This is a genomic window from Rhizobium sp. WW22 (genome assembly GCF_047041135.1).
In the GTDB taxonomy this organism is placed as follows: Bacteria; Pseudomonadota; Alphaproteobacteria; order Rhizobiales; family Rhizobiaceae; genus Rhizobium.
Genome location: NZ_CP178198.1, coordinates 3,153,748 through 3,167,683 on the forward strand (window position 1 = coordinate 3,153,748; position 13,936 = coordinate 3,167,683).

Annotated in this window: 14 protein-coding genes; 10 read left to right on the forward strand and 4 right to left on the reverse strand. The window is 60.8% G+C overall.

The window, feature by feature from the left end; genetic code table 11:
* Positions 1-102 precede the first annotated feature (102 nt).
* The gene (locus ACK83U_RS15465) at positions 103-480 is read left to right on the forward strand and encodes a DUF427 domain-containing protein (RefSeq protein ID WP_112606680.1); all 378 of its coding nucleotides are present in this window, start codon (positions 103-105) and stop codon (positions 478-480) included.
* On the opposite strand, the gene ACK83U_RS15470 is transcribed toward ACK83U_RS15465, so the two are convergent.
* The 4 genes from ACK83U_RS15470 to ACK83U_RS15485 all read right to left on the reverse strand — a co-directional run bounded on the left by ACK83U_RS15470 (position 477) and on the right by ACK83U_RS15485 (position 4,721).
* The gene (locus tag ACK83U_RS15470; RefSeq protein WP_112606682.1) at positions 477-1,547 is read right to left on the reverse strand and encodes an ABC transporter ATP-binding protein; all 1,071 of its coding nucleotides are present in this window, start codon (positions 1,545-1,547) and stop codon (positions 477-479) included. The genes ACK83U_RS15465 and ACK83U_RS15470 overlap by 4 nt on opposite strands.
* A gap of 20 nt (positions 1,548-1,567) precedes the next feature.
* Positions 1,568-2,416, reverse strand: a complete 849-nt coding sequence (locus ACK83U_RS15475; protein ID WP_015341575.1) for a carbohydrate ABC transporter permease — start codon at positions 2,414-2,416, stop codon at positions 1,568-1,570.
* Entirely contained in the window at positions 2,409-3,320 is a 912-nt protein-coding gene (locus ACK83U_RS15480; RefSeq protein ID WP_412474857.1) for a carbohydrate ABC transporter permease, read from the reverse strand. The genes ACK83U_RS15475 and ACK83U_RS15480 overlap by 8 nt, the downstream gene beginning before the upstream one ends.
* 99 nt (positions 3,321-3,419) lie before the next feature.
* Entirely contained in the window at positions 3,420-4,721 is a 1,302-nt protein-coding gene (locus tag ACK83U_RS15485) for an ABC transporter substrate-binding protein (protein WP_112606686.1), read from the reverse strand.
* 220 nt (positions 4,722-4,941) lie between these two features.
* Between ACK83U_RS15485 and ACK83U_RS15490 the strand changes: the two genes are divergently transcribed.
* From ACK83U_RS15490 to ACK83U_RS15530, 9 genes are all read left to right on the forward strand, one after another.
* Positions 4,942-6,147, forward strand: coding sequence for an ROK family transcriptional regulator (locus tag ACK83U_RS15490; RefSeq protein ID WP_112606688.1), 1,206 nt, complete (start codon positions 4,942-4,944; stop codon positions 6,145-6,147).
* A 40-nt stretch (positions 6,148-6,187) separates the two neighbouring features.
* The gene (locus ACK83U_RS15495; RefSeq protein WP_112606690.1) at positions 6,188-7,288 is read left to right on the forward strand and encodes a Gfo/Idh/MocA family protein; all 1,101 of its coding nucleotides are present in this window, start codon (positions 6,188-6,190) and stop codon (positions 7,286-7,288) included.
* Positions 7,289-7,312: 24 nt separating this feature from the next.
* On the forward strand, positions 7,313-7,954 hold the full coding sequence (locus tag ACK83U_RS15500) for a ThuA domain-containing protein (protein ID WP_112606692.1): 642 nt from the start codon (positions 7,313-7,315) through the stop codon (positions 7,952-7,954).
* A gap of 263 nt (positions 7,955-8,217) precedes the next feature.
* On the forward strand, positions 8,218-9,264 hold the full coding sequence (locus tag ACK83U_RS15505) for a zinc transporter ZntB (protein ID WP_112336227.1): 1,047 nt from the start codon (positions 8,218-8,220) through the stop codon (positions 9,262-9,264).
* 347 nt (positions 9,265-9,611) lie between these two features.
* On the forward strand, positions 9,612-9,884 hold the full coding sequence (locus ACK83U_RS15510; RefSeq protein WP_112606694.1) for a hypothetical protein: 273 nt from the start codon (positions 9,612-9,614) through the stop codon (positions 9,882-9,884).
* A 92-nt stretch (positions 9,885-9,976) separates the two neighbouring features.
* The gene (locus tag ACK83U_RS15515; RefSeq protein WP_112606696.1) at positions 9,977-11,059 is read left to right on the forward strand and encodes an ABC transporter ATP-binding protein; all 1,083 of its coding nucleotides are present in this window, start codon (positions 9,977-9,979) and stop codon (positions 11,057-11,059) included.
* Between the two features lie 9 nt (positions 11,060-11,068).
* Positions 11,069-12,139 carry an ABC transporter ATP-binding protein gene (locus tag ACK83U_RS15520; RefSeq protein WP_112336224.1) on the forward strand — a complete coding sequence of 357 codons (1,071 nt, stop codon included), beginning with the start codon at positions 11,069-11,071 and terminating at the stop codon, positions 12,137-12,139.
* Positions 12,140-12,141: 2 nt separating this feature from the next.
* Positions 12,142-13,014 (forward strand): carbohydrate ABC transporter permease, encoded by an 873-nt coding sequence (locus ACK83U_RS15525; protein ID WP_112606698.1) that lies wholly within the window; start codon positions 12,142-12,144, stop codon positions 13,012-13,014.
* A 47-nt stretch (positions 13,015-13,061) separates the two neighbouring features.
* Entirely contained in the window at positions 13,062-13,934 is an 873-nt protein-coding gene (locus ACK83U_RS15530) for a carbohydrate ABC transporter permease (protein ID WP_412474858.1), read from the forward strand.
* Positions 13,935-13,936 lie beyond the last annotated feature (2 nt).

Here is a 13,936-nt window from a genome sequence, read left to right on the forward strand (position 1 = left end):
ATTTGAACTGAGAGCGTCAGGTGAATCTGGTTCTGCCGCAGCCACATAAGCCGCGGCAGAATTAAACTCTGCTGACTGTCATCAAAGCTGAGGAGAGCAGGAATGTCCGAAAGACCAGTCAAGATCCCCGGTCCGGATCATCCGATCACGATTGAAGACAAGCAGGCCCATGTCATCGTCTCCGTCGCCGGCAAGGTTATCGCCGACACGCATGAGGCGTTGTCGCTCAAGGAAGCATCCTATCCGGCCGTGATCTATATCCCGCGCAAGGATGTCGATATGTCGTTGCTGGAAAGGACCAGCCACGAAACCTATTGCCCCTACAAGGGGGAATGCTCCTATTACAGCATCCCGGCCGGCGGCGAGCGCTCGGCGAATGCCATCTGGACTTACGAAAATCCCTATGCATCCGTCAGCCGGATCAAGAACTACATGGCCTTCTATCCGGATCGCGTCGATTCGATCGATGTGAGGACTTAAAGAGCAAGACCGCTCGCGGCATCGAAGACATAGACCTGCTCCGGGCTCACCGAAACATTCAGCGGTTGCCCATAGCGCACCGGCGCCTCGCCATCGACGACGGCCGTCACCTGCTCACCGGCGAGGTCGAAGAGCACATGCGTCTGCGCGCCGGTGGGCTCGACGAGTAGCGTCTGCCCCGTGAGCGGCGAACCGCCGCTCGCAAGGCTCAGATGCTCGGGCCTCAGACCAATCTTCACGCTCTGGCCCGCCTTCACCTTGCGTTCCCCGGCAATGCGGATCGGCGTGCTGTCCTTCAGCCGCACGGCTGGCGAGCCCTCGACGCCCTCGACCACGCCGTCGAGGAAATTCATGGCCGGCGAGCCGATGAAGCCGGCGACGAAGAGATTGGCCGGCTTGCGGTAAAGCTCGATCGGCGTGCCCTGCTGCTCGATGCGGCCCTGGTTCAACACGACGATGCGGTCGGCCAGCGTCATCGCTTCGATCTGATCGTGTGTGACATAGATCGAGGTGGTCTGCACCTTCTGATGCAGCGCCTTGATTTCCGAACGCATTTGCACGCGCAACTTCGCATCGAGGTTGGAGAGCGGCTCGTCGAACAGGAAGACGGCCGGGTTGCGCACAATGGCCCGGCCCATGGCGACGCGCTGGCGCTGGCCGCCGGAAAGCTGCGCCGGCTTGCGATCGAGCAGCTTGGTGAGATCGAGCATGCGAGCCGCTTCATTGACACGCTGCTCTATCACCTGCTTGGTCTCACCCGAGAGTTTGAGGTTGAAGCCCATGTTCTCGGCAACCGTCATGTGCGGATAGAGCGCGTAGGACTGGAAGACCATGGCGATGTTGCGCTCGCGCGGCGTCATCGAGTTGACCACCTGCCCACCGATCGACACGTCGCCGTCGGTAATTTCTTCCAACCCGGCGATCATCCGCAGCAGCGTGGACTTGCCGCAGCCGGAGGGGCCGACGAGCGCGATGAACTCGCCATCCTCGATCGAAAGCGAGATGTCGTGGATGACGGTGAGCGCCCCATAGGCCTTATGGATGTTGTGCAGTTCGACGGATGCCATGTTGTTTGCTCCAGTAAGGCTCAGGATTTCACCGCGCCGGCGGTGAGGCCGGCAATGATGTGCTTCTGCGCCAGGAAGAAGACGATGACGGTCGGCAGGATGGTCAACGTGATGAAGGCGAGCACCAGCTCCCATTCCGTGCCGAATTCGCCGCTATAGACCATCATGCCGAGCGGCCAGGGATAGATCGAATCCGAGTTCAGCATGATCAGCGGCAGAATGTAGCTGTTCCAGCTGCCGACGAAGGAGATGATGCTGACGGTCGCGATGATCGGCCGCGAAAGCGGCAGCGAGATATGCCAGAAGAAGCGGATATAGCCGCAGCCATCGACAAAGGCCGCCTGGAACAATTCTTCCGGGAGGTTTCGAAAATAATTCCGGAAGAGCAGGATGCTCATGCCGAGGCCGAAAGCCACCTGCGGCAGCACGACGCCCCAATAGGTATTAAGCAGGCCGAGATCGCGGATTCGGATGAAGAGCGGCAGGATGGCGGTCGCCGCCGGGAACATCAGGCCTATCAGGAAATAGTTCAGCAGGAAGTTCGAGCCGAAGAATTTCACATGGGCGAAGGCGAAGGCAGCCATCGCCGAGACGGACAGCGTCAGGAACACTGTCAGCACGGCGATGATCAAGGAATTCATCATTTGCCGCCAGTAGCGGTCGCCGAAGAGGATGCCAGTGTAGTTCTCGAAATGCCACTCGGCCGGCAGGCCGAAGGGATTGGTGCGGAGATCGCCGAGGGTCTTGAAGCCGCCGAGCGCGGTCGTCAGCAGCGGGATCAGCACGATCGCGGCAATGATGGTCAGCGATACATAGAGATAGATCTTCGTGCCGGTGGTCAGTCGAACGGATGAGGCCAGATCAGTCATTGCGCATAAATATCCGTTTGTAGCCGAAGGCGAGGGTGACGCAGATCACAAACAGCACGACGCCGACGGCGCTGCCGAGGCCGACCTGCATGCGGGTGACGCCGAAATTGTAGAGGAAGGTCACCATCGTCTGGGTCGAGTTGAACGGGCCGCCGCCGGTGAGCGGCATGATCATGTCGAAGAGCTGCAGCGATCCCACCACGGCGAAGAAGACGGAGAGACGCAGCGTCGAGCCGAGCAGCGGCAGCGTCACGTAGCGGAACTTCTGCCAGCCGGTGGCACCATCGATTTCGGCCGCCTCCAGCACGCTCTTGTCCAGGGATTGCATGCCGGCGATGAACAGCATCATGTGAAAGCCGAAATATTTCCACACGATGACGCCGAGCACGGCGTACATCGCCAGATCCTTGTCAGCGAGCACATAGGGTGTGGGCGTGCCGAGGAAATGCGCGATCGCGGCAAACAGGCCGTAATCGCCGTCATAGACGAAGCGCCAGATCAGGCCGGCGGCCACTTCGGCCAGCACATAGGGCAGGAAGAAGATCAGCCGGAAGAGCACGACGCCGCGAATGCGATGCGCCAGCATCGTCGCCAGCCAGATGGCAAGCGGCACCTGGACCGCGATCGATACGACAATGATAAGTGCATTGTTCTTGAGCGACGTCAGGAAGGCGCCGTTCTTGAACAGCACCTGGAAATTGCGCAGTCCCACAAACTCGGTCGGCGGACCATAGCCATTCCAGCGATAGAGGCTGTACCAAGCCGCTTCCCCCATCGGCAGGATGACGAAGATGGTGAAAAGCAGCAGCGCCGGCGGCAGAAACAGCAGAATGACGGGGAGGCGGCCACGCGCAGCCGGCGATTTTCGCTTCGTTGCGGGTCTCGCTCTTGCGACGGAGGGCATGGCGGTCGTGGCGCTGACATCGATCATGAACAGTCTCGACAGTTGCAGTTCAAAGAAGAACCGGCGCCGGCACAAGGGAGAGGCCGGCGCCGGATGGCGCTAGAGCTGGTCCTGCTCGAAAGCATCCTGGACCTGCTGCGCGCCGTCCTTCGGCGTGATCTGGCCGGAGACGATGCCGACGGCCACATCGTTGACGACGCGTCCGACGGAGGGGCCGAGATCCTGGTCGAAGAAGTTCTGATGCCACGTCGAATGCGCCAGCTGGTCGGCGGCCTCGTGCATCAACGGACCCTTGACGCCGTCCTCAGCGCCGACGGCGACCGGGATGATCATGCCGGCCTGCGCCATGGCGCGCTCGTTTTCGGCATTGGTGAGATAAGCGAGGAAATCAAGCGCTTCGGGCGGAGCCTTCTTGGTGACGGCCCAGCCATTCAGGCCCCCGAGTGTATCCGTGGCAAGACCTGCCCCGCCGGTCACGGCCGGGAAGGCGAAGCGGCCGATATTGTCAGCCGCCAGTCCCTTGCCGTCGCCGGAATTGGTGCGCTGGTTGGCGACCGTATTTTCGAAGCCGAGGATCATCGCAGCCTTGCCATCGCCGAAGACACCGAGCGCCTGCGGCCAGGTGGTGCCGAGATAGCCGGGCTGGAAGGGTTCGAGCTTGCCAAGCTCGGCAAGCTGCTCGCCGGCCTTGATGATCGCCGGATCGTTGAAACCGTTGCCCTTGCCATTCTTGGCGTCGTTGAAGACCTGCTGACCACCGTCGCGCATCACCAGATAGCTCCAGTAGAAATGGATCGGCCATTTCTCGCCGCCACCGCCGGCGATCGGCGCAATGCCAGCAGCCTTGATCTTCTTGACCGCGGCCAGATAATCGTCCCAAGTCTTGATAGCGCCGGCATCGACGCCCGCCTTGGCGAACAAGGCCTTGTTATAGAAGAAGGAAACCGTGCCGAGCTTGTAGGGTACGGCGCTGATCTTGTTATCGAAGGTCAGGCCCTTGATGGCTGCCTGATTGTAGCTCTTCAGCCAGGCGCCATCCTTGGCGTTCATCGCCGCGGTCAGGTCCAGCAGCGTGCCCGTCGCCTGTTGCTGCTTGAGCACCCCGCCGCCCCAGCTGAAGAAGAAATCGGGAGCATCCTTCGATTGCAGGAGCGTCGGCAGCTTCGCCTTGAAGGCTTCATTGGCCAGGAACTGCATCTCGATCTTCGTGCCGGGATGCTTGGCCTCATATTGATCCGCGATCTTGCGCCAGACCGCGACATAGTTCGGATCGGTTTCCAGATGCAGCCATTTGACGACGGTGTCGGCGGCAGCGCCCGTCGCGCCGGCGAGAATCGCCAGTCCGGTCGTAGCGGCAACAGCGGCAATGCGAAGGGCTTTGGCCCCACGTAGATGGATCATGATTTTCTCCTCCCAAGGGAACCAAGAGCCTCACTATTTTTTCCCTTATGCGGAATAATTCAACGGAGCTTTGCTAAAATGTCAACCGCCTTCGTTAAATTTTCGGCAGATTAGCCGCGAAATGGCTTGACATTGGGCAATGGCCATAGGTTATTTAATTCGCATTCCGTTAAAAATACCAGGCCGCAGCCGAGCGGGTCCGTCATTCGGCGTCAATCTCATGAAAACAGCAGACCCCGAGCTTATGCGGGCGATAAACCGCTTCAATGTGCTGGATACGATCCGGCGGGCGGGCTCCATCGCGCGTATCGAAATCAGCGATCGCACCCAGCTTTCGACTACGACAGTCTCGGCGATCACGGCCTCGCTGCTGGATGACGGGTTGATTCTGGCCCGCACGGAAGGCGACTTGCGCGAGGCGGCCAGCCGCGGCCGACCCCGCGTCATGCTGGAGCTCAATCCCGATGCCGCGCGCGTCGTCGGCGCGAAAATTGCCGCCAATCGCATGGTCTTCGTCGTGACGGACTTTTGCGGCGAGGTTCTTTCGACATTGACGCTTGCGCTGCGCGTCGACCGGCAGCCGATCGGCGTCATCGCCGATCTCATTGAGGATGGGGTGCGCCGCTGCGTCGTCGATGCCAATCTGGCGCTCGACGAAATCGATTCCGTCTGCCTCGGCCTACCCGGCGTCGTCGAGCACCGCACCGGCCATATCCGCACCAGCCCGATCTTCCGCGAGACGGGCGTCGATTTCGCCAAGGAAATGTCGGAGCGGCTGGGCGTGACCACCATCGTCGAAAGCGATGCGCATGCCATCACGCTTGCCCATCACTGGTTCGGCAAGGCCAGAGACCTGGACGACATGGTGCTGGTGTCCTTGGAACAAACGCTGGGGCTTGGCGTGCTGCATGGCGGTCAGCTGTTTCGCGGCGCAGGCGGCCTCAGCCATAATCTTGGCGACCTCGTGCTTGGCATAGGCTCACAAGGCACCGTCAGATTGGCGAGCCTTGCCGGCGAAAGCGCCATTCTCGGTGATCAGCCAGGCGGCGGCCGCTTCGCCGAAGCCATCCGCCTCGGCCGTGGAATGGCGCACGCCAAGACGCTGATCGATGCTGAAGACGTCTCGCTGATCAATGCTGCCATCCGCGCCGGCGAAGCCTGCGGCATGGCGCTCGCCAACATCGTCACGCTGTTTGCTCCGCCGCGCGTCATTCTTGTGGGATCAAGCCTGGCGCTCGGCCAGCCCTTCCTCGACAGCCTGCAGGAGACCTATTCGCTGGCCATTCCGCCATCGATCAAGGGCGTGACCGAACTCGTTTTCGACCAGTCGACCGACGAGACCTGGGCGCAGGGCGCCGCGGTCGTCGCACTGCGCGAACTCTACGAATCGCCCTGGGGAACGACAGGGCCGGCACCGGCTCTCTGATTTCGCGGGACAGCAAAGACAATTCATCTGGAGGAATTTTATGAACAAGGTCGGCATCGGCATCATCGGCTGCGGGAACATTTCCGGCGCCTATCTCACTGCCATGAAATCCTTTCCCATTCTCGACATCAAAGGTGTGGCCGACCTCAATCGCGAGCTCGCGGAGGCAAAGGCTGCCGAATTCGGCCTGAAGGCGGTCGATATCGCCACCCTTCTGGCCGACCCTTCGATCGAGATCATCGTCAACCTGACCATTCCGAAGGCGCATGTCGCCGTCGGTCTGCAGGCGCTGAACGCCGGCAAGCATACCTATTCGGAAAAGCCGCTCGGCATCAATTTCGCCGAGGGCAAGACGCTTGCGGATGCCGCGGCCGCCAAGGGCCTACGCATCGGCGCAGCCCCCGATACCTTCCTCGGCGGCGGTCACCAGACGGCGCGTGCCATCATCGACGAGGGCGCGATCGGTATCCCGGTCGGCGGCACCGCTACCTTCATGTGCCCCGGTCATGAGCGCTGGCATCCGAATCCGGCTTTCTATTACGAAGTCGGCGGCGGCCCGATGCTTGATATGGGACCCTATTACATCACCGATCTCGTCAACCTGCTCGGCCCTGTCTCGCAGGTTGCCGGCTTTGCCGTCACGCCGCGCAAGGAACGCATCATCACCAGCGAACCGCGCAATGGCGAGCACATCCCCGTGCATGTGCCGACACATGTTGCCGGCGTCATGGCCTTTGCCAGCGGCGCGGTCGTCCAGATCGGCATGAGCTTCGATGTCGCCGGCCACAAGCATGTGCCGCTCGAAGTCTATGGCACCGAAGGCACGCTGATCGTGCCCGACCCCAACCGTTTCGGCGGACCGGTGGAGTTCCTGAAGAAGGGCGGTGAATTTGCCGAGCGCGAGATCACCGCGCCCTATGCGGACGGCAATTACCGCTCGCTCGGCGTCGCAGACATGGCGCACGCCATCCGCTGGAACCGTCCGCACCGCGCCAATGGCAGCCTCGCGCTGCATGTGCTCGAAGTCATGGAAGCCTTCCAGACGGCCTCCGATACGGGTCGCACGGTCACCATCACGACGCAAACGGAGCGTCCGGCCCCTCTGTCCGAATCCCTGGTGGATGGGCAGATCGGCCGCTAACCAAGTAATTTCAGGAGGATTATCATGCGTGAAGCACTTATCGTCTGGGGCGGCTGGAGCGGCCACGAACCGCACGAATGCGCCCATATCATCCGCGACATGCTGGAGGAGGACGGCTTCAAGGTCTATCTCGAAAACAGCACCGAGGCATTCGCCGATCCCTCGATCCACGATCTCAGCCTGATCGTGCCGATCGTCACCATGTCGAAGATCGAGAAGGAGGAGGTGAAGAACCTTGCCGCCGCAATCGAAAGCGGCGTCGGCATAGCCGGCTATCACGGCGGCGCCGGCGATAGTTTCCGCGAAAGCGTCGAATATCAGTTCATCATCGGCGGCCAATGGGTTGCCCATCCCGGCAATATCATCGATTACACGGTCAATATCACGCGGCCCGATGATCCGATCATGGAGGGGATTAACGATTTCCCCTACACGTCGGAGCAATATTACATGCATGTCGACCCATCGAACGAGGTGCTGGCGACCACGACCTTCACCGGCGACCATGCCTACTGGATCGACGGCGTCGTCATGCCGGTCGCCTGGAAGCGCAAATACGGCAAGGGCCGCGTCTTCTATTCCTCGCTGGGCCACCAGGCCAAGGAATTCGCGGTGCCGCAGATGAAAACTATCTTCCGCCGCGGCGCCAACTGGGCGGCACGCTAAGGCACCTGCCTTTTTCTGATTTATGAGCAAGGATTGCCCCTAACCCTAACTCTCTCCCCGCAAGCGGCAGGGCAATTGCATATGAGGCCCGCCAGCGCCGTAAGCACCTTCTCCTCTCGGGAGAAGGTGGCCCGGCGGGTCGGATGAGGATTTCGACGCACTATCCATCCCCACCTTGCCACTCTGAACCGAACTGGTAGAATATTGCCGGCACGCCACAAGCTCTTGTGCTGCTTGCGCTTTTTTGCTGCCATGGAGGATGGATGGATCAAGGCGCCATGGAAGCAACGAACACCTCGACCGTCAGCTACGGCATCGAACCAGGGTTGCGCTTCGCTTCCCTGCTCGACGGCCATGGCGGCTGCAGGCAGCAGCTCAATATGGATCAGGTCTGCGCCTGGAAGCCGGCGGAGGGCGTCATCTGGCTGCACCTCGAACGCGACCATCCGGCAACCGCCGACTGGATCGCCCACAAGAGCGGTCTCGATCCTTTTGTCATCGAAGCTCTGCTGGAGGAAGAATCCCGCCCGCGCGTCGAGCCGGTGGGCGACGGACTGCTGATCATCCTGCGCGGCGTCTGCGCGACCTCGCCTGACGGCGCGACGCAGAAACCCGCGGATATAGACCTCGTGCCCCTGCATCTTTGGATCGACGCGAACCGCATCATATCGCTGCGCGACAGCGGCCACTACATCACGGCACTACGCGATATCCGCCTGTCGTTGGAGAAGAAGAAAGGGCCGCAGCGCTCCGGCGACCTGCTCGCCCTGATCGGCGACAAGCTGGTGCGCGATCTCGAACCGGTGCTCGACGCCATGGACGAAGAGGTGGACGAGCTCGACGAGCTCATCTTTCACGGCGAAGCCGGCCAGGTGCGCGAACGGCTGAAGCTGCTGCGCCGGCGCGCCGTGCAGCTTCGCCGCTACCTCGCCCCGCAGCGCGACGCGCTGAACCGTATCGAGCATGACGATGCGCCCTGGCTTGCCGAACGCGATAAGCTGCGCATGCGCGAGGTCATCGACAAGCTGATGCGTTACATCGAATATCTCGACGCCATCCGCGACCGCACCAGCATCCTGCATGACGACCTCTCGACCGTCATCAGCGAGCGCATCGCCCGCAACTCCAACCGCCTCGCCGCCCTTGCCGCCCTGCTCCTGCCGCCGAGCGTGGTGGCCGGGCTCTTCGGCATGAATGTCGGCGGCATTCCCGGCGTCAATGACACCTGGGCTTTCATCATCATCGTCGCCTTCGTCACGATTACCTCGATTGCGACGCTCTGGGTGCTCAAACGTATCAACTGGCTTTAGAGCCAGTAATTTCGGCCACGCGCGGCGTAAAGACGACCCTTTCGAATGGTGGAAACGCCGCTCCCGCCGGCAATTCGCCTGACCGTCATGCGGGTAAGGCGGCGAAAAAGGCCCGGAACCATCGGTTTATTTTTCGCGATCGACGCAAGGATTTCGGGCATTTCCAATCCCGATCAATCGCTTACCGATTTTACCCCCGTTGGCGGGAAAATCGTCCTCAGACCCGGCTTTCAGCGGGCAATCGGGATTCGCCGAATTTTCGTTTGACATTCCTTTAGCTTCATTTATCGTCATTATAGTTTCGGTTTTAGCTTGAGGAGTAGAAACCGAAACAGGGGGAGATATCATTGTCCAAAGCTCAAAACGACAGGATAGACGGCATCGATTGCGCCGCAGGCCGCAATCCTGTCAAGCAGGCTTGCCGTGTCCTTACAGGACGAATCGGGCCTTCCGTTTCGCATGGTGCGAAGCCTATCGACGATGATCGCCTGCGGCGTGAATCGCTCGCATACAGCTCGCGGCAATTCGCGTCTGTGCGGCTATTTAATTCTTATCAATTTGTTGAAAACGCATGGCATTCTGCCCCTATGCCGATCTTGGCCGAAGGCATCGCTCCGTGATGCTGCCGATCGCTATTCAGTGGGCAAAAAACAGGCCTTGCGGCCAGCAGTCCGTCGCGGCTCCGGCATGCGACGTGTAGAAGGAGCCTATCGTGCTTGAACTCAGAAACGTGTCGAAGTCGGTCAGTGGCGAAACGCATATCGCGGAAACGAACCTGACGCTGCAGCGCGGCACGCTGAATGTGCTGCTCGGACCGACGCTTTCGGGCAAGACCTCGCTGATGCGGCTGATGGCCGGGCTCGACAAGCCGACCACGGGCACAATCCACGTCGATGGGAAGGATGTCACCGGGCTGCCGGTGCAGCGGCGCAACGTTGCCATGGTCTACCAGCAATTCATCAACTATCCCGCGATGACCGTCTACGACAATATCGCCTCGCCGATGCGGCTGAGCGGCAAGAGCGCGGCGTCCATCGACAAGGAAGTAAAAAAGGCAGCCGATCTTTTGCGGCTTGGTCCCTTCCTTGATCGCCTCCCCTTGAGCCTTTCCGGCGGCCAGCAACAGCGTACGGCCCTTGCCCGCGCCATCGTCAAGAATGCTGGCCTCGTGCTGCTCGACGAGCCGCTCGCCAATCTCGACTACAAGCTGCGCGAGGAACTGCGCGCCGAATTGCCGAAGATCTTCGCTGAATCCGGCGCGATTTTCGTCTATGCGACCACCGAACCTTCCGAAGCGCTGCTTCTGGGAGGTAACACCGCGACCCTGGCAGAAGGCCGCATCACGCAATTCGGATCGACGATCGATGTCTTCCGCAATCCTCATGACTTGATTACCGCGACCACTTTTGCCGATCCACCGCTGAACACGATGACGCTCGACAAGCGCGGTCGGGAATTCGTACTCGACAGCAACATCCGCCTGCCTGTACCGAGGGGTTTGGAAGACCGGCCGGATGGCCGCTACACGATCGCATTTCAGCCGCACCACCTCGCTCTATCGCCTCAGACGCCGGAGGCCGTTGCCGCTCCGGCAAGGGTCATGGTGACGGAGATTACCGGCTCCGAGAGCTTCATTCATATCGACTTTGCCGGGCATCGCTGGGTGATGCTGACCCAGGGCGTGCAGGATATAGATGTCGACGATGCGATCGACGTCTATATCGACCCGCGCCACATCATGGTCTTCGACACCGATGGCGCCGCCGTCACTCCCGCCCTGCAACAAGCCGCCTGAGGAGGGACTATGGCCCGCATCGATCTCGACCACATCCGGCACGCCTATAACGACCACCCCAAATCCGACGCCGACTATGCGCTGAAGGAAGTCAATCACAGCTGGGAAGACGGCAGCGCCTACGCTCTGCTGGGCCCCTCGGGCTGCGGCAAGACCACGCTTCTCAACATCGTTTCCGGTCTGGTGCAGGCTTCCGAAGGCCGCATCCTCTTCGACGGCAAGGACGTGACCCGGCTGTCGACCCAGGAGCGCAACATAGCGCAGGTTTTCCAGTTCCCGGTCGTCTACGACACAATGACCGTCTACGACAATCTCGCCTTCCCACTGCGCAACCGGCATATTCCGGAGGCCGAAGTGAAGCGCAAGGTCGATGAGATCATCGAGATGATCGGCCTTTCCGACAGCGCCCACCGCAAGGCGCGGGGTCTGACCGCCGACGCCAAGCAGAAGATCTCGCTCGGCCGCGGTCTCGTGCGCTCCGACGTCAACGCCATCCTGTTCGACGAACCGTTGACCGTCATCGACCCGCACATGAAATGGGTGCTGCGTTCGCAGCTGAAGCAGCTGCACCGCCGCTTTGGCTTCACCATGGTCTATGTCACCCACGACCAGACGGAAGCGCTGACCTTCGCCGACAAGGTCGTGGTCATGTACAATGGCGAAGTGGTGCAGATCGGCACGCCGAACGACCTTTTCGAGCGTCCGCGCCACACCTTCGTCGGCTATTTCATCGGCTCGCCCGGCATGAATGTCATGCCCGTCGAAATCGAAGGCAGCAGCGCGCGCATCGGCAACCGCACGATCACACTGCCCGGCGCGCCTAAAGAGAAGCGGTTCGGCCGTTCCGAGCTCGGCATCCGCCCCGAATTCGTCCGCATCGGCCGCGACGGCATGCCCGCCACCGTCACCAAGGTCGAGGATCTCGGCCGCCGCAAGGTGGTCCGCGCCAAGCTCGACGGCCAGGATATCGTCGCCGTCATCGGCGAGGACCAGACGGTGCCGGCCGAGCCGCATATCGCCTTCGATCCGGCCGGCATCAATATTTACGCCGACTCCTGGCGCGTCGAGATGGGAGCCTGACGATGGACAAGACCTGGAACAACAAAGCCTGGTTCATGCTCATTCCGGTTCTGCTGCTGGTCGGCTTTTCCGCCGTCATCCCGCTGATGACGGTGGTGAACTATTCGGTGCAGGACACGTTCGGCAACAACGTCTTCTTCTGGGCGGGCACGCAATGGTTTGAAGAGATCCTCCATTCCGGGCGTTTCTGGGATTCGATGATCCGCAACCTGATCTTCTCCTTCGTCATCCTGGCGATCGAGGTGCCGCTCGGCATCTTCATCGCGCTTAACATGCCGAAGAAGGGCATCGGCGTTCCCGTCTGCCTCGTGCTGATGGCCTTGCCGCTGCTGATCCCCTGGAACGTCGTCGGCACGATCTGGCAGGTCTTCGGCCGCAGCGATATTGGCTTGATGGGCTATGTGCTGGTCAATCTCGGTATCGACTACAACTATGTCTCCGATCCGGCAGACGCCTGGGCGACGATCGTCATCATGGACGTCTGGCATTGGACGAGCCTCGTCGTGCTGCTCTGCTATGCCGGCCTCGCCTCCATTCCCGACGCCTTCTACCAGGCCGCCAAGATCGACGGCGCCTCGCGCTGGTCCGTCTTCCGCTACATCCAGCTGCCGAAGATGAACCGCGTCCTGCTGATCGCCGTGCTGCTGCGCTTCATGGATAGTTTCATGATCTATACCGAACCCTTCGTCGTGACAGGCGGCGGGCCCGGCAACTCCACGACCTTCCTGTCGATCGATCTCGTGAAGGTGGCGCTCGGCCAGTTCGACCTCGGCCCGGCAGCAGCCATGTCGCTGATCTACTTCCTGATCGTGCTGCTGCTGTCTTGGGTCTTCTACACCGTCATGACCAATTACGATGCGGGAGAAAGCCGATGAGCGGCAAACCCTTCTCCACCACGGCCGATGACGCCGCGATGCACAAGATGGCAGCGTCGGATGCCGCCGCAAATACCGTCACCGCGACGGGCGCGCAGGTTGTCCGCCGTCCCGGCGAAAAAGGCCGGTGGTCCTGGCTTGTGCCGACGCTCTACATCGTCTTCCTGCTGCTGCCGATCTATTGGCTCGTCAATATGAGCTTCAAGACCAATGAGGAAATCATTGGCGGCCTGACCCTCTATCCGCATCAGCCGACGCTGCGCAATTATGCGATCATCTTCACGGATCCGTCCTGGTACAAGGGCTATATCAACTCCATCACCTATGTCGTCATGAACATGGTGATCTCGGTTGCCTGCGCCCTTCCCGCCGCTTACGCCTTCTCGCGCTACCGCTTCCTCGGCGACAAGCACGTGTTCTTCTGGCTGCTGACCAATCGAATGGCGCCGCCAGCGGTTTTCGCCCTGCCCTTCTTTCAGCTTTATTCGGCCTTCGGCCTGATCGATACCCACATTGCCGTGGCTCTGGCGCATTGCCTGTTCAACGTGCCGCTGGCGGTCTGGATTCTTGAAGGCTTCATGTCCGGCGTGCCGAAGGAAATCGACGAAACCGCTTATATCGACGGCTATTCATTCCCGCGCTTCTTCATCAAGATCTTCATTCCCCTGATCGCAAGTGGCATCGGCGTCGCCGCCTTCTTCTGCTTCATGTTCTCTTGGGTGGAACTGCTGATCGCCCGCACGTTGACGACAACCGACGCCAAGCCGATCGCCGCTATCATGACGCGCACGGTCTCCGCCGCCGGCATGGATTGGGGCCTGCTTGCCGCCGCCGGCGTGCTGACGCTGATCCCCGGCGCGCTCGTCATCTATTTCGTCCGCAACTACATCGCCAAGGGCTTCGCGCTCGGCCGCGTCTAAAG

What these genes read in the sequence shown, in the direction of transcription:
- ACK83U_RS15465 (WP_112606680.1), top strand. Translation starts at nt 103, where the DNA reads ATGTCCGAAAGACCAGTCAAGATCCCCGGTCCGGATCATCCGATCACG.
- ACK83U_RS15470 (WP_112606682.1), bottom strand. Translation starts at nt 1,547, where the DNA reads ATGGCATCCGTCGAACTGCACAACATCCATAAGGCCTATGGGGCGCTC.
- ACK83U_RS15475 (WP_015341575.1), bottom strand. Translation starts at nt 2,416, where the DNA reads ATGACTGATCTGGCCTCATCCGTTCGACTGACCACCGGCACGAAGATC.
- ACK83U_RS15480 (WP_412474857.1), bottom strand. Translation starts at nt 3,320, where the DNA reads ATGCCCTCCGTCGCAAGAGCGAGACCCGCAACGAAGCGAAAATCGCCG.
- ACK83U_RS15485 (WP_112606686.1), bottom strand. Translation starts at nt 4,721, where the DNA reads ATGATCCATCTACGTGGGGCCAAAGCCCTTCGCATTGCCGCTGTTGCC.
- ACK83U_RS15490 (WP_112606688.1), top strand. Translation starts at nt 4,942, where the DNA reads ATGAAAACAGCAGACCCCGAGCTTATGCGGGCGATAAACCGCTTCAAT.
- ACK83U_RS15495 (WP_112606690.1), top strand. Translation starts at nt 6,188, where the DNA reads ATGAACAAGGTCGGCATCGGCATCATCGGCTGCGGGAACATTTCCGGC.
- ACK83U_RS15500 (WP_112606692.1), top strand. Translation starts at nt 7,313, where the DNA reads ATGCGTGAAGCACTTATCGTCTGGGGCGGCTGGAGCGGCCACGAACCG.
- ACK83U_RS15505 (WP_112336227.1), top strand. Translation starts at nt 8,218, where the DNA reads ATGGATCAAGGCGCCATGGAAGCAACGAACACCTCGACCGTCAGCTAC.
- ACK83U_RS15520 (WP_112336224.1), top strand. Translation starts at nt 11,069, where the DNA reads ATGGCCCGCATCGATCTCGACCACATCCGGCACGCCTATAACGACCAC.
- ACK83U_RS15525 (WP_112606698.1), top strand. Translation starts at nt 12,142, where the DNA reads ATGGACAAGACCTGGAACAACAAAGCCTGGTTCATGCTCATTCCGGTT.
- ACK83U_RS15530 (WP_412474858.1), top strand. Translation starts at nt 13,062, where the DNA reads ATGGCAGCGTCGGATGCCGCCGCAAATACCGTCACCGCGACGGGCGCG.